The organism is Flavobacterium sp. GL_143, from assembly GCF_057834355.1.
Genome location: NZ_CM174401.1, coordinates 3,939,998 through 3,957,355 on the forward strand (window position 1 = coordinate 3,939,998; position 17,358 = coordinate 3,957,355).

The 17,358-nt window shown below is 31.8% G+C and carries 17 protein-coding genes; 10 read left to right on the forward strand and 7 right to left on the reverse strand.

The features are described from left to right. Positions 1 to 13: 13 nt before the first annotated feature. Positions 14 to 1,222, forward strand: coding sequence for a hypothetical protein (locus AC3IPI_RS16850; RefSeq protein WP_489154292.1), 1,209 nt, complete (start codon positions 14 to 16; stop codon positions 1,220 to 1,222). 11 nt (positions 1,223 to 1,233) lie between these two features. Further along, positions 1,234 to 2,148, forward strand: a complete 915-nt coding sequence (locus AC3IPI_RS16855) for a hypothetical protein (RefSeq protein ID WP_489154294.1) — start codon at positions 1,234 to 1,236, stop codon at positions 2,146 to 2,148. Positions 2,149 to 2,280: 132 nt separating this feature from the next. Here the strand turns inward: AC3IPI_RS16855 and AC3IPI_RS16860 are convergent, their stop codons facing one another. After that, positions 2,281 to 2,649, reverse strand: coding sequence for a hypothetical protein (locus AC3IPI_RS16860; protein WP_489154296.1), 369 nt, complete (start codon positions 2,647 to 2,649; stop codon positions 2,281 to 2,283). A 219-nt stretch (positions 2,650 to 2,868) separates the two neighbouring features. Further along, positions 2,869 to 3,414, reverse strand: a complete 546-nt coding sequence (locus AC3IPI_RS16865; protein ID WP_039114516.1) for a DUF4494 domain-containing protein — start codon at positions 3,412 to 3,414, stop codon at positions 2,869 to 2,871. A 619-nt stretch (positions 3,415 to 4,033) separates the two neighbouring features. Between AC3IPI_RS16865 and AC3IPI_RS16870 the strand changes: the two genes are divergently transcribed. Then, a complete protein-coding gene (locus AC3IPI_RS16870; RefSeq protein ID WP_489154298.1) occupies positions 4,034 to 4,669 on the forward strand; it encodes a hypothetical protein in 636 nt (211 codons plus the stop codon). Positions 4,670 to 4,996: 327 nt separating this feature from the next. Continuing rightward, positions 4,997 to 5,449 (forward strand): hypothetical protein, encoded by a 453-nt coding sequence (locus AC3IPI_RS16875; RefSeq protein WP_489154300.1) that lies wholly within the window; start codon positions 4,997 to 4,999, stop codon positions 5,447 to 5,449. A gap of 200 nt (positions 5,450 to 5,649) precedes the next feature. On the opposite strand, the gene AC3IPI_RS16880 is transcribed toward AC3IPI_RS16875, so the two are convergent. After that, complete coding sequence (locus AC3IPI_RS16880) at positions 5,650 to 6,282, reverse strand: NAD(P)H-dependent oxidoreductase (RefSeq protein ID WP_489154302.1); 633 nt, start codon at positions 6,280 to 6,282, stop codon at positions 5,650 to 5,652. A 108-nt stretch (positions 6,283 to 6,390) separates the two neighbouring features. On the opposite strand from AC3IPI_RS16880, the gene AC3IPI_RS16885 reads away from it, so the two are divergent. Next, on the forward strand, positions 6,391 to 6,744 hold the full coding sequence (locus tag AC3IPI_RS16885; RefSeq protein WP_489154304.1) for a winged helix-turn-helix transcriptional regulator: 354 nt from the start codon (positions 6,391 to 6,393) through the stop codon (positions 6,742 to 6,744). Positions 6,745 to 7,027: 283 nt separating this feature from the next. Here the strand turns inward: AC3IPI_RS16885 and AC3IPI_RS16890 are convergent, their stop codons facing one another. Further along, on the reverse strand, positions 7,028 to 7,462 hold the full coding sequence (locus tag AC3IPI_RS16890) for an META domain-containing protein (RefSeq protein ID WP_039114398.1): 435 nt from the start codon (positions 7,460 to 7,462) through the stop codon (positions 7,028 to 7,030). 145 nt (positions 7,463 to 7,607) lie between these two features. Between AC3IPI_RS16890 and AC3IPI_RS16895 the strand changes: the two genes are divergently transcribed. Both AC3IPI_RS16895 and AC3IPI_RS16900 read left to right on the forward strand, forming a co-directional pair. Further along, complete coding sequence (locus AC3IPI_RS16895; RefSeq protein ID WP_240474742.1) at positions 7,608 to 7,946, forward strand: hypothetical protein; 339 nt, start codon at positions 7,608 to 7,610, stop codon at positions 7,944 to 7,946. Positions 7,947 to 8,041: 95 nt separating this feature from the next. Further along, entirely contained in the window at positions 8,042 to 10,198 is a 2,157-nt protein-coding gene (locus tag AC3IPI_RS16900; RefSeq protein WP_489154307.1) for a TonB-dependent siderophore receptor, read from the forward strand. Between the two features lie 193 nt (positions 10,199 to 10,391). Here the strand turns inward: AC3IPI_RS16900 and AC3IPI_RS16905 are convergent, their stop codons facing one another. After that, positions 10,392 to 11,684 carry a S28 family serine protease gene (locus AC3IPI_RS16905; protein ID WP_489154309.1) on the reverse strand — a complete coding sequence of 431 codons (1,293 nt, stop codon included), beginning with the start codon at positions 11,682 to 11,684 and terminating at the stop codon, positions 10,392 to 10,394. Between the two features lie 154 nt (positions 11,685 to 11,838). Between AC3IPI_RS16905 and lhpI the strand changes: the two genes are divergently transcribed. From lhpI to AC3IPI_RS16920, 3 genes are all read left to right on the forward strand, one after another. After that, a complete protein-coding gene (lhpI, locus tag AC3IPI_RS16910) occupies positions 11,839 to 12,813 on the forward strand; it encodes a bifunctional Delta(1)-pyrroline-2-carboxylate/Delta(1)-piperideine-2-carboxylate reductase (RefSeq protein WP_489154311.1) in 975 nt (324 codons plus the stop codon). Beyond that, positions 12,806 to 13,873: a proline racemase family protein gene (locus AC3IPI_RS16915; RefSeq protein ID WP_489154313.1), complete on the forward strand. Its 1,068-nt coding sequence runs from the start codon at positions 12,806 to 12,808 to the stop codon at positions 13,871 to 13,873. The genes lhpI and AC3IPI_RS16915 overlap by 8 nt, the downstream gene beginning before the upstream one ends. 525 nt (positions 13,874 to 14,398) lie before the next feature. Next, entirely contained in the window at positions 14,399 to 15,610 is a 1,212-nt protein-coding gene (locus AC3IPI_RS16920; protein ID WP_489154315.1) for a M24 family metallopeptidase, read from the forward strand. 183 nt (positions 15,611 to 15,793) lie between these two features. Here the strand turns inward: AC3IPI_RS16920 and AC3IPI_RS16925 are convergent, their stop codons facing one another. Together AC3IPI_RS16925 and AC3IPI_RS16930 are read right to left on the reverse strand one after the other, a co-directional pair. After that, complete coding sequence (locus AC3IPI_RS16925; RefSeq protein WP_131450952.1) at positions 15,794 to 16,531, reverse strand: hypothetical protein; 738 nt, start codon at positions 16,529 to 16,531, stop codon at positions 15,794 to 15,796. Between the two features lie 435 nt (positions 16,532 to 16,966). After that, a complete protein-coding gene (locus AC3IPI_RS16930; RefSeq protein WP_409416448.1) occupies positions 16,967 to 17,344 on the reverse strand; it encodes a hypothetical protein in 378 nt (125 codons plus the stop codon). Between the last annotated feature and the right edge of the window lie 14 nt (positions 17,345 to 17,358).

Here is a 17,358-nt window from a genome sequence, read left to right on the forward strand (position 1 = left end):
ACTCTACCAAATCATGAAAAATATTTTTTTTTTAGGAGTAATCCTAATAGGAGCAGTTTGTACAGCTCAGAACGATACCTTGCCATTAAAAACAGGATCACTTTTGATTACGAATGATCGTGTTCATAATACTCTTTTTAATAGTGGAAATGTCTCCAGAATGAATATGGGCTATGATGGAACTACAGGCTACATAAAATTTGGAGCGCATACAGGAAATGGCCAAAGAGATAATATTCTTTATATGAGAGGTAGCGATGGTAATGTGGGTATTGGCACAGATGCACCATTAAGTAAATTATCTGTTTTAGGATCATTAACCATTAACGGAGGATTAACAAATACTTCGATTAGACCTTTAATATCATCCGGAACATTATTAAATGGTGAAATTAGAGGATATAGTGATAGTGGAAATCTGTCTGATGATGGATTCTTAAGATTATCAGCTGGTGGCGGAACAAATTCGAACGTGAAGTCTTACATTGATCTTTCAGGTTATTCTACTCAGCCAGATTTGAATAGAAATATTACATTTGGAACTTTAGGTCAAGAACGCATGAGAATTGATATGAGTGGGAATGTAGGGATTGGAACGACAGCCCCTAATTATAAACTTGATGTGCAAGGTAGAATAGCTGTAGAAAGTATATTTGTAAAAAAGTTAGATATCACTAATGATGGTATTTACAACTCAATTATAAATAGTGGTGGCGTCGCATCTATGAATATGGGATTTGACAGCACTACAGGCTACGTTAAATTTGGTGCACATACAGGATTTGGTTATAGAGATAATATTCTTTATTTAAGAGGGAGTGATGGTAATGTAGGGATTGGTACAACAACTCCAGACGAAAAACTTGCTGTAAATGGTAAAATCCATGCTAAGGAAGTTAGAATTGATTTAGACTTTCCTGTACCTGATTATGTTTTTGCTAATGATTACAAGCTAAAGACATTACAAGAAGTTGAAGAATTCATAAAACAAAATAGCCATTTACCAGAAATACCTTCTGCAAAAAAGATTGAAGAAAACGGGCTTATGCTTGCTGAAATGAATATGAGTTTACTTAAGAAAATGGAAGAAATGACACTCTATATGATTGAACAGAATAAAGAATTAAATCTTCAGAAAGAAGAAATAGTTAGATTAAAAAAGAGTGATAAAGAGTTAGAATTAATTAAAAGTAGATTGTTGAAATTAGAAAAGACAAAATAAGAAAAGACAAAATGAGAAAAGACAAAATAAGAAAAATGCTATTTATTAAACTAACTGCATTATTCTTTTTTATAAATTTAGTTAATGGGCAGTCTAATGAATATCCTTCTAGTGGAGATGTAACGATAAGAAACTATTCTCCAAATTTAATACTACAAAGAAGTACAGACGCTGGTGGATTTATATCTGGAATTCAGACAAAATTACTGAATGGTGAAAATAATTGGTTTTTTGGAAATTTACTTACTAATTCTTGGGTAATTAGTAAAGGAAATCATGAAAATGCAAAATTAACAGTACTTAGCGATGGAAATGTAGGGATTGGAACAATAAATCCTTTAGCAAAATTAGAAGTTAATGGAGGTAGTATATTAGTTAGAAATACATATAATTTGGATAATAGCTCATCTATAATGATTGGGCAATCGATTAAAGAAGGGAATCTCACAACTTCTGGTACAGCAATAGGAACAATTATTCAAAGTGCGGGATTAAATATATATGGAATGCAATTTTTTACTCAAGAATCATATTTGACTGGGCAAACAGAGAAAATGAGAATTCTTGGTAATGGTAATGTTGGAATCGGAACTATAACAACAGGAACTCATAAATTAGCCGTAAATGGCTCAATAGGAGCTAGAGAAATTAAAGTTGAAACTACAACTTGGCCAGATTATGTTTTTAAAAAAGAATATGATTTACCTACATTAAAAGAAGTTGAAAAGCATATTGCTGAGAAAGGACATTTAAAAGATATTCCAAGTGAAGAAGAAGTCCTGAAAAACGGCTTGAATTTAGGAGAAATGAATGCTAAACTCTTGCGAAAAATTGAAGAACTAACCATTTATGTTATTGAACAAAATAAAATTATCATAGAACAAAATAAACGTTTGGATAAATTGGAAAAAAAACAGAATAAATAAAATTTAATCCAACTTCGAAGAATTCTAATAAATTAGTAGTGTGCGCTTTACGTAAATCTCCTGACTTCGCACCCACAATCTAAATCCGTAAACAAAGTAGAAACAAGTAGGAACTCAAATAGATCTCAGTTCCTACTTGTTTCGTTTATATAAAAACCATTTAAAGAACAACAAAATGGTGGCATAAATTAGAGTTATGGCTTGTAGTATAGTGAAGATAGCATTTATGGGATGAGTAGTTAATTCTTCTTTTATAAGAGACGGGAGACTATTAAAACCAATCAGGATTAAAGCTAATAAAAGATATTTAACCCAAGAGATTTGAAATCTAACTAGTAATCCTGCTATAAAGAGTAAGGAAAGAGTAATTATACTTACAATCATTGCCGATTTTGAAGAAAGTATATGTGGTGAAAGTAAAAAATTAATAAGCCCAAGACCTACAGAGATAAAAATAAAATTTGATGATTTAATGTAATTTGGGTTTAAAGATAATTTCATTGTAAATTTTATCAGGGTATAAGAATATATTAATAAATTAAGCTAGAAATAAAGATAATAAAAAAAGTGAGATTCAAAATAATTACTGATAATCGTTTTGAAATTATATAGGTATTATAGCATTTATCTAATTAAAATCGAATTGGCTTTTTTATTCTTTAATAAACAAAAAAGAGGACTAAAAAAGCCCTCTTTATATACTATAAATGCTAAAACGAATTATTCACTTTCAGCTCCTACAAAGTCATCACCAGTTTCACCAGCGGCAACTAATTCAGGTTTTGATGCTTTAAGTGCATTAAATCTTTCTAGTTGTTCCATTTCTCCTTCTTCGCCACTAAAGTATGGGAAAACATCCATAATAGGCGATTCTGCAATAGCAGGGATTGTATAATCTCCCATGGTATTTTTCATAATACCAATTGTGTTATCGTAAGCTTCTTTTACATCATTTGCTTGTACCAAAATATACATATTTGATCTTCGCTCTTTTCCGCTTTCTTCATCATACGCCATTAAAGATACTTTTGATTTAAACCAACGATCTGCATTTTCAAAAGGGTGAATTTCGGCATAATTAGCCATTTTTATATTTGTGATTTTAAATTCTTCACTAATATAGGCTGACATTTCTTCATTAATTCTAGTTTCTGCTTCTGTATATGATAACGCATCTACCAAGTAAGGTTCTGTAGTAACCTTTTGTGTTCCAGTATCATCAGTCTTTCTATATTTTACTTTGCATTCGTACCAAATTGTGCTCATTTCTTTTTTTTTAAGGGTGTCAAAGATAGATTTTAAAGAAAAAAAAATCGACAATTTGTAAAATAGATATTCACAATTTAAATCAAATAATAACATTCGGTTTCTTGTGTTTTTTACTCTATTGTTACAGAGTATATTAGATAATAAAGAGATTTTAAACGATGACTGTATTTTATAAAAAAAATATTTAGATTAATCCTATTATTTTTTTTGATGCGAAATAAATACTAGTAAATCTATTGCCTATAAAGTCGAAAATTTTAAATTAATTAACGATATTGCTTATGAATTAAGGCACAATAAAATAGATCTTATTTTTATGAGTGTATTGTAATCTCACGTAGATTTATTTTAATATAACAGTTATGGTCACGTTGCTTTAATTCAGTTATTCTTTTTATATGTTGTGTGAATTGTGATATTATAAGTAATTTTTAATATCATTAAAAAATTAGTTGCTATTTGTTGAAATTGTGGCTTTTTTTGATGTTTTTTTGATTTAAAAGGAGTTATATTTAAATGTACTTATATTAATTTTATCCCAATAATTTATCCAGATATGTTCAAACTATTTATTTCCATTTTGAAATATTCAGGAATATTTCTTAAAATATAAAATATGAAAAATACCACACATTTTTACTCATTAAAACCGCAATGGCAACGGTCGTTTGCTGATGGAATTAATGCTGAACTTATTGATGATAAAATCATTGTTATTCCAGAAGCAATTGGAACCGGACATACTTATTTTATAGAAGTAGCGCCAGGTATTTCGGTACTTTTTAGTGATTATACGTTAACTAGCCCTATAAGGATGAGTAAACTGACATCAGAGGAAGAGTTTTATATATTCGATTATAATCTAACTGAATTTGGCGATTTAGATGATGAAATAAACGATGCAATAAATTTAGATTTGACCATCTTAAATAATCAAGTCGAAAATGCTTATGAACCCGCAGTAAATCAAAAGACATTTGCTTTTAGTTTATTTATCGATGCCGTTATGATGCAGAAATTTATTAACGAAATGCCTCATGCAGAATTCCTTAATAAGAAACTCAATAATAGTAATAAACCCCATAAGGATTATATAGATAGCAATAGTTTAATATTGATTTTCTCTTTAAAAGAAAAATCAATATTTGATGTTTCATTCGAGGAATACTTAAAAGGAATCTCTTTTAAACTATTAGCAAATTTTTTAAATCGTAATGCCGATTTAGTCCCTGCAAAAGAATATATGTTATAATGATTGGTGGTAATCATTATTAATGTTTTTATTTGGTTGTTTTTTATTTTTTGGTTTTAAAGTTTACTCGATTACAAAATGTAGTTGGGTTCTTTATTTAGAAAAGGTTTAGGATCTGCAAAGATTTTTACTTCATATCATTCTGAATCTTTTTTGACTTTGATATAGTCTTTACTCTCAATAAAAAATTCCTTGATTCGAGTTTAAAAAAGCTTCGCGTTTGGTATAGATTTTTGATTTTCAGAATGTTTATAACTTTAAAAATAAATAACTGAACTAATTAACTATTTCTTATTTTTGAGGGAACGAAATAATCAAAATATGTATTTGAAAAAGATAAAAAGGTACGTAGTAGCCCAATCAATTGCTTTATTTGGGATAGTTTTATTGTTAATTGGTTGTAACCAAAAAGAAAAGAAAGTTATAGAAAAGCAAGTTGTTTATCGGGCAATAAGTACAAATAAAGATACTGCTGTTTTATCAATTGTGATAAATAAAGACCGATTTTATGGTCAATACGAAATAAAGTACGGAGAAACAACGAAAGATTCTGGAAGTATAAAAGGTAACATCAAAAAGGATGTATATCTTGGGGAATTTTATTGTAGAACTTATGGAGGTGACCTAAAAAGAGTTCCGATTTCGTTATTAAAAAAAGACAATAAATTAATTTTAGGAAAAGGTGTTGTAACCACATATCTTGGTCTGCCTTGCTTTGCTCCAGACATTCCAATAAGTTATACCGATGCTGAGTTTATATTTCAAGAGATAAAAAAATAAGGATTTTTTTTTAAAGGTTCAAAGGTTCTGAGTACTAAAGGTTCAAAGACTGAGAACTTTGCTCTTAATTTTTATTTTGCCACAGATTTAAAGGATTAAATAGATTCAAAACTTTGTAGTTAAATCTTTTTCACACTTTAATACCTAATACAACTCTCTGAACCTTTGTAACTCTGAACCTTTGTACCTTCTTTTAAAACTTATTTAATCTCTGTAATAAAATCTTCTTTTGGAGTTCTAACTTTTTTCATGTTAACTAGCCAGTCATTAGCTTCATCTCTGTAACCAAGAGGCAACAATAACGCACTTTTTAAACCTAGCTCTTCTAAACCTAAAAGTTTATCCATTTCTGCAGGAATAAAGCCTTCCATTGGTGTAGCATCTACTTTTTGCTCAGCAGCTGCTACAATTGCAACTCCCATAGAGATATAAGCCTGACGAGCCGCGTGATTTGCGTGCCACTCTGTAGAAAGAGGTTCGTAAAGACCCCAAAGTGTTTTCTTGTAATCATCCATTGTATCAGCTGGCAAACCTCTCTCGGCAAGAGTTTTGTTAAATACAGCAGTAATTCTATCAAGTGAATAACCATCCCAAGCTGCGAAAACTAATAAATGCGAACAATCTGTAATCTGACTTTGGTTCCAACTAATAGCTTTTATTTTTTCTAATAAATCTGGATTGCTAATTACAAAAATTTTATATGGTTGTAATCCCGAAGAAGATGGAGCAAGTCTGGTAGCTTCCAGTATATAATCCAATTTTTCTTGCGGTACTTTATTACCGTTCATTTTTTTAGTAGCATATCGCCACTTTAAGGTGTCTATTAAATTCATCTTTTAATTATTTTAATTAGGAAATACAAATCTAGATAAAAGCTTGTTACTTTTTGTAACTTTGTAACGAAAAGTAATAGTGACAAATGAGTAACCAAGTAACATGGTATGGAAACAGAAAATGATATTCGATTAAAACAGTGCTATAGTACAGTAATGGCCATTCAGGATGTGGTGGATATATTAAACGGTAAGTGGAAAATATCGATTATTGCCTGTTTATGCTATAAAAAAATGCGTTATTCAGACTTATTAAAAGAGATTAAAGGTATTTCGGGTAAGATGCTTAGTAGAGATTTGAAAGAGTTAGAAGCAAATCTTCTTATAACCAGAACAGTTTTAAGCACTCAGCCTATAATGGTAGAATATGAAATTACAGAATATGGTGCAACGCTTAAAGATGTTACCAAAGTAATCGCAGATTGGGGTATTAAACATCGCCAGAGAATAATGGAAAAATAGTATTCAGTTTCAGTTTTTAGTTTCAGTCCCGAAATTTCAGGATAGTATATACTCTCAATATAATGTAGTAGGGGTTTAACCGCAAAGTTCGCAAAGGGTTACGCTATGTTCGCAAAGTTCGGAATCTATTTAATCCTCTTATCCCGAAGCTTCGGGAGTGGCAAAAGATTTGACCGCAAAATTTTTTTCCTTTGAACCTTTGTAGCTCAGAACCTCAGTAACTTAGAATCTTAAAAACAAAAAATCCCTCTATATTGAGGGATTTTGTTTTTATATGCTAAGATTATTTAGTTACTTTTTTAAATCTCATCATTGGGACGTCATTTAGTAATAAATTAAGTTTACCATCTTTATCAATAGAGTAGGCATTGATTTTTTTAATCATTTGCAAGAATGTTTGTTCTCCACCACCTTCACAAAACATCATAGTTGTTGGACCTTGTTCCCCAAATGTTAGTGTTTTTCCTTTTAATGTAAATGGAGCACTAAATCCATTACATCCTGCATTTCCAGATGCTTGTTTTGTAGTTTCATCAAATTTAAGAAAAGGTTTTTTATCAGGATATAAACCATCAAAAGCGATACGAGGACCAGAAATATATTCTAGTTCCCAAGAGGTATTGTAAAGATCTGCAGTTTTTGTAGTGTCTTTCATCGTTGTACATGAGTTAAAAGAGAGTGTTAAAACAGTAACGAAAAGTAGTACGTAGTTTTTCATAAAATAAGATTTTAGAACATAAATTTAAAGGTTTTTAATCGAGTTTTATTAAAAAAGCATGATTATTTTTGGATAGATACGTTACTTTTGCTGAAAATAAACAAGTCTGAAGCAGTTTTTTATCATATTACTTTCATCTATACTAATGTTTCCATCTTTTGGGAATGTATTGGTTTATGCGATGTTTAAAATTAACCAAGATAAAATTGCCAAAACTATTTGTGTACAAAGAAAAGTAGAATTCAATTCTTGTAATGGAAAGTGTGAGCTTAAAAAAAACTTATTAAAGCTTGATGCTAATGAAAAAGAGATGCAAAACCATCTAAAAGAAAAGCAAGAACTTGTTTACATTCAAAATTTTAGTAGCGATGATATCTCTGATAAAAAATATAAAGAGAATCATTTAACTTCTTTTTTTCATTTTGCAAAGAAACCTATCTCGGTTTCTATAGTAACATTTCGACCTCCTGCTTATTTTATATAAAATCTAATTTCAATTTTCAATCGGTATTGAAATGAATTTTCATGGCTTTTTGCCAATGGAATACTTGTTATTATTTAAAATTTGTATAAAACTAAATGAAAAATATACTTTTTGCCCTTTTAATATTGGGGCAGGTTGCTTTTGCACAGCACAAAACTACAAAAGACAACGCCAAAACTGAAGAACTAGATAATATTACTATTTACGGAAAAAAAGAAAAGCGGTACAACGATACAATCTCATCTATTGCAACACGTACTGCGACAAAGCTTATAGATATACCACAATCTATACAGGTAATCTCCAAAGGTATTTGGCAAGATCAAGGAAGTTTAAATCTTAATGAGGTTGCCAAAAATATGGTAGGAGTTGCTAATACAACGCCTTATAGCTCATTTTCTATGAGAGGTTTTAATAATTATGGAGATTCTTATTTATTGACCAATGGGATGCGAGGTACTCTATATCATTATAGCCAGAAAGTGTTATTATATAATCTCGATCAAGTCGAAATAATACGTGGACCTGCCTCTGTAATGTATTCTGTAGGAAATCCAGGAGGAGTTATTAGTTTAACGACCAAACAACCTCTGGATAAAGCAAGATATGAGGTTAATTTTACTACCGGAAGTTGGAATTTATTTACAGGATTTGCCGATGCTACGGGACCATTAACTAAAGATAAAAAACTAAAATACAGATTGGTTGTAGGAGGAGAGAATAGCGATAGTTATAGAAATTTTCAATACATGAAAAACTTGCTTATTACGCCAACTTTGCAATATGATTTCTCGGATAAAACATCTTTAAATCTTGATTATACGTACCTAACTATGAATTCGCGTTTTCAATATGACAGAGGGACATATATTAAGAAAAAAGACGATGGAAGCTATGATTTTGATAATGTTGATCCAAATTTTACTACGCAAGGAAATCCTTCGTTTGGGAAAGATAAAAACTCATCGGCTTCGCTAACTTTTAAACATAAATTTAGCGATAAGCTTAGTTTTACATTAATGAGTCGATATGTAAAAAGAAATTTGGATATGCTTGATGTTTATGGATTTGGACCATTAAATGCTACACAAGATAGTATTCCGAGAGAAGGAACTACATGGAAATTTAATACGCAATGGATTGCTAATACGGCATTTTTGAAATATAGCTTTAAGACTTCTAAATTTATATCGCATGAACTGATAGTTGGCGCAGATATTATTCAGGATCGTGTTTTAAAAAATCTATATATAAGCAAAGTATATCCGTCGTTAAGTATTGATAATCCAGATTATTCACAAGATGCAATTGTTATCAATGATCCAAATGTACCGCTAGGAGATGAGGGAATGGATAATAATACTAAGGTTACGAATAACTATGCAGGGTTCATTCAGGATCAAATTTCGATAGGAGAAAAATGGAAATTAAACTTGGCAATGCGCTATAATGAGTATCGTTATAAACAAAAGCCTGTAGATGAACTTGATGCTACGGGAGTAGAAATTACTTCGGATGCTAATGCATGGATTCCACGAGTAGGTGTGGTTTATGAACTTAAAAAGAACATATCTCTTTATGCATCTTATACAGAATCATTTGAACCACAAACCAATAATAATGTTGGTGCTGGTGGGCCATTTCCGCCAAAAAAAGGAAAACAATATGAGATAGGTTATAAAGGTGACTTTTTTTCGAATAGACTAAGTACTACGCTGGCTTTATATGATATAGATTATGTAAACTTACTCGTTGCTGATCCGAGTGATCCAAACAAGAAAAGAAGAATGGCAATTCCGGGTTTAAACAGTAAAGGAATTGAAGTTTCGGTACAAGGTATTATTTCTCAAAACTGGTCAGTGATGGGAAGTTATTCTTATAATGAGGTTAAATATCTAGGAAAAACATCGATAGGAAATGTAGGCGACAGACCTTTGAATGCTCCTAAATATGTTGGTAATGTTTGGTTGGAATACAATTTTACCGAAACAATATTAAAGAATTTAAAATTAGGTGCAGGAATTAGATTTCAAGGAAATACTTTAGGAGGTAGTTACCGCGCTGATTCTATTTTATTACCTGCTTTTTCTTATATCGATATGTCGGCAAATTACAGATACAAAAATTATATTGTTGGTGTAACTGCCAATAATATTACCGATAAACTATATTTTCCAGGCGCATACGGAACAACATCTTTGTTTACTGGAACACCTCAAAATATTCGTCTTAATCTTGGTTTTGTATTTTAGATATTAAGGATTTACAGAAGAAAATGTAGTACATAAATGAATCTAGATTACATTAAGAATAAAATTTAACCGCAAAGAGCGCAAGGAAAAATCGCAAAGTTCGCAAAGCTTAATCATTAAGCTTTGCGAACTTTGCGTAAATCTTGGTGTTCTTTGCGGTTAAATCATTTTGCTTTTCTCTTTTTTTATAGATCTATTTAGCTAACCACTTTTCTAAAGTCTTCATTATTTTTTCCTGATCTTGTTCTGGGAAATTTTTAATTCTTGTTGCATGACTTCCTCCCGGATTAACCATTTTTAACGCATCAAGGCTAGGGTTTGGAGTAGGCGAGCAAGCTCCCCATGTATCGTAACCTCCATAGATATAAAGTATTTTTGAACCTTTATTTTCTACGTATTCTCTAACTTTTTTGATGTATTTTGGGTTGTAGGTTATTTGGACATCTTTAGGTGCAAATCGAGAATTCGAAGTGCTTTTTACAGCAGTCAGTAAATCTTTTACTGGAGTAAAATCAAAACCATAATAACCCAATTCGCTCATGTGTTGGTAATAAGAAGGTAATAACTCATCGAAGGTTTTATCGCAGTAAAAACTAATTCCAACGATTTTATTCATGTAATCAAATAATTCTTTTGAAGATGCAGTTTTACTCGGAATGTCTTCGCATTTTCCTCCCCATTGCCAGAAAGAAAAAGGAAATTCGAGAGCAGCATATTCTAATGCTTCATCCATAGAAACTTCTGTAAAAGTCATTTTATTTTCTGCTGCATATAGTTTTATTTCGTTAAGAAGTGCAGTTCTGTTTTGAAGTAATGCACGCTGAAATTCAACTATTTTCTCGCGACATTCTGCTGTACCTACAGTTGCAAGATGTTGTTGTATTCTTGGGTCTTCTTGTGTATTAATTAATGGTGCTACATAAGGAACTGCAACATCAACATCTTTTGAGTATTTAGACTTATAAATTAAGGTAGTTTCTCCGCCTTTGCTAATTCCTGTCGAAATCCATTTTCCTGTGTACAATTGTTTTAGTTTAGTAACGATATTATGATAATCGGCAATGGCTTGATCATTTGTCAGGTATTCCCAAGGAATTGGGTTTGGTCTGGATTTGCCATAAAAACGATATTCAACAATAACCTGATTGGCATTTAATAAAGAACTTAATTCGGTTTTTGTGTATCGAGCTGCATATCCTTCGGTTTCGATTACCATAGGACTATTAAAATCTATATGCGATAAATAGATATAATGTTTAAAGGTTCCTTTTTTAGGATTCTTATGATCTAATGGTTCATTAAGTACCAATTGATACGATTCTTTAAAACCTTCTAAATCTTTCATTTTGGTAATTTCAACACCAGGAAATAATTGGGATAATTTATTCTCTAAATCGGTTTTAACGGCAGTTTCTGTTTGAGCAAAACTCAAATATGAAGTAAGGGAAACAACCAGAAGTAATAAAATGTGTTTTAACTTTTTCATTATTTTTAAATTGATTTTTTTATAAAAATATAGTCTTCAAAACTAATCAATTTATACTATATTAACCTTAAGTTGCCTTATGTTAACTAGTTCTTTGCAAAATTGGATTTGGAAAAAATAATCTGCTATTTTTAATGAAATTTCAACTTTAAATATGGAACCTATTCAACTTATTTCAGACAATTTTATTGAAGAAAATTGTGATTTTAAAAAATTAATCGAAGGACTTCGTGATGGATTTTCGACAGAAAAAATTGAAGTACCTCTTCGGCACCATCATGATTTTTCTAACCCTGAGGAAAACAAAGATTCTACATTATTATTAATGCCCGCATTTCAGCCAGGGAAAGATTTAGGAGTAAAAATTGTTACCGTAAGCCCTAATAACGGTAAGTATGATTTGCCTTCTATACAAGGAACATACATTTATCTAGATGGACATAAAGGGAATATCAAAGCAATTCTGGATGCAAAATCTTTAACAGGTAAAAGAACAGCAGCAACATCGGCATTGGCAAGTAGTTATCTTTCTCGCAAGGATGCCTCGTCTATGCTTATGATAGGAACTGGTGCTTTGGCAATTAATTTAATTCAGGCTCATGCCAGTGTTCGCCCTATAACACAAGTATATGTGTGGGGAAGAACAATAGAAAAAGCACAAATGGTTTGTGACGCTTTAAAAGGTTTTCCGTTTACTTGTACAGCAGTTTCTACAATCGAAGAAGTGATATCGCAAGTTGATATAATTTCTTCGGCAACATTATCGCCTATTCCGCTTGTGTTTGGTAAATGGCTTAAAGCAGGGCAACATCTGGATCTGGTTGGTGCATATAAAAAGGATATGCGCGAAGCCGATGATGAAGCAATCTTAAAATCGAGTGTGTTTCTTGATACTTATCAGGGTGGGTTAAAGGAAAGCGGCGATATTTTAATTCCGTTAACCAATGGAATTATTACAAGAGAATCTATTAAAGCAGATTTATTTGAATTATGTAGCAATAAAAAACAAGGTAGAATATCTGATACTGAAATCACTTTCTTTAAGTCGGTTGGTCATGCTTTAGAAGACCTTGTTGCTGCAGCTTATTTTTATAAAGAGTTTAATTTAAAATCAGAGATAAATGTCTAAAACATATAGTAATATTTGTAGTAATACAGAATATAAAATTGCATCGAATGCGTTACAAATAAAAACGATTGATATGCATACTGGCGGGGAACCATTGCGTGTTATCGTTTCGGGTTTTCCTGAGCTTAAAGGAAATAGTGTATTGGAATATCGTAGAGATATTAAAGAAAATTACGATTATTTAAGAACTTCATTAATGTTTGAACCTCGTGGTCATGCTGATATGTATGGTTGTATTTTGCTTCCGCCAAATGATGACGATGCCGATTTTGGAATTTTGTTTATGCATAACGAGGGATACAGTAGTATGTGTGGTCATGCTATTATTGCGATAAGTACGCTTGCCGCAAAAATGAACTGGATTACAGTAATAGAAGGCGAAAATGAATTAAAAATAGACGCTCCTTGTGGTAGAATACGCTCTTATGTTACGATTAAAAACGGAGAAGTTACTGGAGTACGTTTTCATTGTGTGCCTAGTTTTGTTGTGGGATTGGATCGTATTGTTGATGTTGCCGGGATAGGAAATGTTGTTTATGATTTGGCTTATGGAGGTGCATTTTATGCTTATGTAGATTTGAGAAAAAATACGCATTTGAATTTTGGTTTAACCGAAGAAGATTATCGTACCATTATTCAGAGCGGAATGGATATAAAACATGCGGTAATGAATCAGGATAAAGAAGTTTTGCATCCTTTTGAAGATGATTTGAGTTTTCTTTATGGAACAATTTTTATAGATGAACCACAGGATATTGCTAATCATAGCAGGAATGTTTGTGTTTTTGCCGATGGCGAAGTAGATCGTTCTCCAACAGGATCGGGTGTTTCGGGCAGAATTGCTATCGAGAATGCTAGAAATGCCATAAAACCGAATGAATCTATTACGATAGAAAGTATAACAGGAAGCACTTTTAAAGGTTCGCTTGTTGAGGAAAAAGATTTTGGTCCGTTTCAGGCAGTGATTCCGCAAGTACAAGGAACTGCTTTTGTAACTGGTATTAATACTTTTGTTATAGATCCAAAAGATCCTATGAAAAATGGATTTATTTTGAGGTAGGTTCAGAGGGGCAAAGGTTCAGAGGGGTAAAGGTTCTGAGGCGCTAAGACACTAAGGTTCTGAGAATGTGTGCAAATAAGCGCAATCTTGTCACCCTGACGCAGGAAGGGTCTCCGTGAGTAGCTCGATAAAGATTGCGGCTAATTTTCGCCACAGATTAAAGAGATTAAAAGGATTTTAAAAACTTTGCGGTTATTTTTTTCTGCTACGAATTGCCACAATCTTGTCACCCTGACGCAGGAAGGGTCTCCGTGAGTAGCTCCGCAAAGATTGTGGAGTTTTTTGTGGAGATTCTTCGTTCCTCAGAAAGACAATATTGAGGATAAACTTTGCGAGCTTTGCGGTTAATTTTTTTTGCCACAGATTAAAAGGATTTAAGACTTTGCGGTTAAATTTCCTTGATGATTAGAAAGATTTTAAAAACTTTACGAACTTTGTGTCAACCTTGTGGTTAATTTTTGCGATACATATAAATAATATACCTTAACGGTTTTAGATAAATAAAATAACTTAAAAATATAATAAATGGCAATTGGAATAGGAGGCTCGAACGCAGCTATTGAGTTAGAAAAAATTGAAAATATGACTTTGGATGTAAAGCCAATTCAGTCAGAGGAATATTTAGGCAGGATTAAAAAAGCAGTTGCTATTATGAAAGAGGTAAAGGTAAAGGCGACTTATGTTAACGCTGGAACGAACCTTTATTATTTTACTGGTACAAAATGGAATCCATCTGAAAGAATGGTTGGTGCTTTACTATACGATGATGGAACACTAGATTATATTGTTCCTAAGTTTGAAGAAGGTACTTTTAAAAAGTATATGGAAATAAACGGAAAAATCAACTGTTGGGAAGAGCATGAATCTCCGTATGCTTTAATGGGCGAATTATTAAAGAATAAAAACATAGTTGGCGAAACTATTGCTTTAGATGAGTCGGCTCCATATTTCTTGGTTGATGGTGTTACTAAAACGAATCAATCTTATACGATTATAAATGCTTTGCCAATTACTTCGGGTTGCAGAATGCAAAAATCGGCAAATGAAATTGCTATTATCCAAAGAGCCAAAGATATTACAATGGTTGTGCAACGTGCAGCTGCCAAGATATTACGCCCAGGAATTAGCGCTAATGAGGTTACTAGTTTTATTAATGCAGCGCATATAAAAGCGGGTATACCTTCGGGATCGTATTTTTGTATTGTTTTGTTTGCTGATGATACACAATATCCTCACGGCGTATCTGTTCCTCAGGATTTAAAAGATAATGGAGCAGTTATTATCGATACAGGTTGTAAATTAGAAGGATACATTTCGGATATTACAAGATCTTATGCTTATGGAACAGCATCTGAGGAATATAAAACTATTTGGAATCTGGAAAAGGCAACTCAACATGCTGCTTTTGTAGCTGCCAAAATAGGTGCTACTTGCGGTTCTGTAGATGATGCTGCCAGAAAAATTTTAGCGGAAGCGGGATTAAGTTCTGATTATAATTTACCGGGATTACCTCATCGAGTAGGACATGGGACTGGTTTGGACATTCACGAATATCCTTATTTGGTAAGAGGAAGCGAAATAGAACTTGAAGAAGGAATGGTTGTAAGTAATGAGCCAATGATTTGTATTCCTGGGAAATTTGGTATTCGCCATGAAGATCATTTTTATATGACTGCAAATGGTCCTAAGTGGTTTACTGAGCCAATGGATAGTGTAGATAATCCTTTTGGATATTAAACTTGTTTAAAGTTTAAAGTTTAAAGTTTAAAGTTTAAAGTTTCGCAGATGATGCAGATTTAAAAGTTAAATATGTTATCCTGTAAGGTCTTTTCTTGATCTTTTAGAGATTGTTTAGCACAATTTAATACCTAACAGGTTTTTGAAACCTGTTAGGATTTTAAACTCAAAAAGAAGTAGTTTTTACTTCTTTTTGAGTTTATAATATCCAACGTTGTATTCGAAATTGTCTACAAAAGCATTTATGATATAAAAATAATCATTCTCTGCGTCTTCATTTTGAACTAAATTTATTAGAAAAGTGCCATCTAATTTTTGGGTATAGAGAATTTTATAGTTTTTAATTTTAGTTTTATTCTTTATATATGCATTTACTCGTAGGAAATTGTCTTTTTGGTTTGTTTTAAAATTAAGCAAATCGAAGCTTCCGTTTTTCACTTCTTCTCTATAATTATCAACCATTAAAGAGTATTTTTCGTTTAGATTATCCTGAAAAATGTTTCCATCGCTCTTAATGAGTTTAATTATTTTATCTGTCTTCTGCGATATATAATATCTTAGTTTAAGATTTAGTGCAATCTTTTTTTGCTCACAATCTCCTGTTTGCGAAAATTCATTTATATCTATCTCGATATGTTTGTTGTCTATGAGTTTGTATGCACCTACTGACGATGGAAAACAATCATTTCCGCACGTAGCAGAATAACTACATTTAAATGTGTTGTTCTTATCAAAGAATATTCTATTTCCATACATTGAATAAGGTTTATCATCTTTATCCATTTTTTGTAAAACATATTCTTGAGTGTAATTTGTGTCTTGTCCAATAATTTCGCTAATACGCCAATATTCGCCAATAATATTTTGTGAATGCATATTATATGAAAGCAGCGTGATTAATAAGGTCAATATGTATTTCATATTAGAATATTTTTTTAGTTTGTTTACGAAATTATCTATAAAAAAGAGTTGTTGTCTGTTTTTTATTTAATTAAACCACTATGGACTAAAAGTTCATAGATTTGAAAGTCTGCTAGGCTACAATACTTATTTATTAACCGCAAATTACACAAATTAGCGCTAATTAATTTGTGAAAATTTGTGCAATTTGTGGCTAAAATATTTTTTAGAAGCTAAAGCGAAATGCACTAAAGTGGATAGTTTTAAACTATATCTGAGACCAATAAATTATTTTGATGTTTTTTATTCTTTTAGCCCTGATAGGAACGGCATCCTTTTGTGGCGGTCCCGAGGCTTCGGGAGCCATAAAAGATAGAGTGTATAGCAGGAAATAGCTCCTTTTTTAGCTTTTATTGTTAATGATTAAATAAGTAAAAGAACAAAGGTTTTAAATTTTTAATATGGCAATTCGTCTGCCGGAATACCTATAAAGTCGGGTTCGGGTGTGGTTTCAAACTGTACTACTTTAATGTCGGTATGACCTTGTTGTAGTGCTTTCATTACGCGATGCATTCCATCCATCAAGCGTCCATTGGCACATAAAATAATTGGGTAGTCTAAACTAGCTTCTTCCATGAGTTTTATATGCTCCAGAATAGCTGTACAAGTAGGTAATTGGCTTGGATCTTGAAACCAGTATGTTTCATTTACTTCACTAATTTCGCTCAATAAAACACGTTTAACAGGGAAGTTTTTAGATAGTTCTATTAATCGATGTACATCCCAAGCTCTTAAACCATCTTTGCTTGGGCGTAAGTTATATTGTTTTCTCATAATCATTTCTCAAA

Excerpts from the sequence above, each read along its gene's own strand:
- AC3IPI_RS16855 (WP_489154294.1), top strand. The coding sequence starts at position 1,234 with ATGAGAAAAGACAAAATAAGAAAAATGCTATTTATTAAACTAACTGCA.
- AC3IPI_RS16930 (WP_409416448.1), bottom strand. The coding sequence starts at position 17,344 with ATGAGAAAACAATATAACTTACGCCCAAGCAAAGATGGTTTAAGAGCT.
- AC3IPI_RS16915 (WP_489154313.1), top strand. The coding sequence starts at position 12,806 with ATGTCTAAAACATATAGTAATATTTGTAGTAATACAGAATATAAAATT.
- AC3IPI_RS16870 (WP_489154298.1), top strand. The coding sequence starts at position 4,034 with ATGAAAAATACCACACATTTTTACTCATTAAAACCGCAATGGCAACGG.
- AC3IPI_RS16850 (WP_489154292.1), top strand. The coding sequence starts at position 14 with ATGAAAAATATTTTTTTTTTAGGAGTAATCCTAATAGGAGCAGTTTGT.
- AC3IPI_RS16925 (WP_131450952.1), bottom strand. The coding sequence starts at position 16,531 with ATGAAATACATATTGACCTTATTAATCACGCTGCTTTCATATAATATG.
- AC3IPI_RS16860 (WP_489154296.1), bottom strand. The coding sequence starts at position 2,649 with ATGAAATTATCTTTAAACCCAAATTACATTAAATCATCAAATTTTATT.
- AC3IPI_RS16905 (WP_489154309.1), bottom strand. The coding sequence starts at position 11,684 with ATGAAAAAGTTAAAACACATTTTATTACTTCTGGTTGTTTCCCTTACT.
- lhpI (WP_489154311.1), top strand. The coding sequence starts at position 11,839 with ATGGAACCTATTCAACTTATTTCAGACAATTTTATTGAAGAAAATTGT.
- AC3IPI_RS16880 (WP_489154302.1), bottom strand. The coding sequence starts at position 6,282 with ATGAATTTAATAGACACCTTAAAGTGGCGATATGCTACTAAAAAAATG.
- AC3IPI_RS16890 (WP_039114398.1), bottom strand. The coding sequence starts at position 7,462 with ATGAAAAACTACGTACTACTTTTCGTTACTGTTTTAACACTCTCTTTT.
- AC3IPI_RS16885 (WP_489154304.1), top strand. The coding sequence starts at position 6,391 with ATGGAAACAGAAAATGATATTCGATTAAAACAGTGCTATAGTACAGTA.
- AC3IPI_RS16900 (WP_489154307.1), top strand. The coding sequence starts at position 8,042 with ATGAAAAATATACTTTTTGCCCTTTTAATATTGGGGCAGGTTGCTTTT.
- AC3IPI_RS16865 (WP_039114516.1), bottom strand. The coding sequence starts at position 3,414 with ATGAGCACAATTTGGTACGAATGCAAAGTAAAATATAGAAAGACTGAT.
- AC3IPI_RS16920 (WP_489154315.1), top strand. The coding sequence starts at position 14,399 with ATGGCAATTGGAATAGGAGGCTCGAACGCAGCTATTGAGTTAGAAAAA.
- AC3IPI_RS16895 (WP_240474742.1), top strand. The coding sequence starts at position 7,608 with ATGTTTCCATCTTTTGGGAATGTATTGGTTTATGCGATGTTTAAAATT.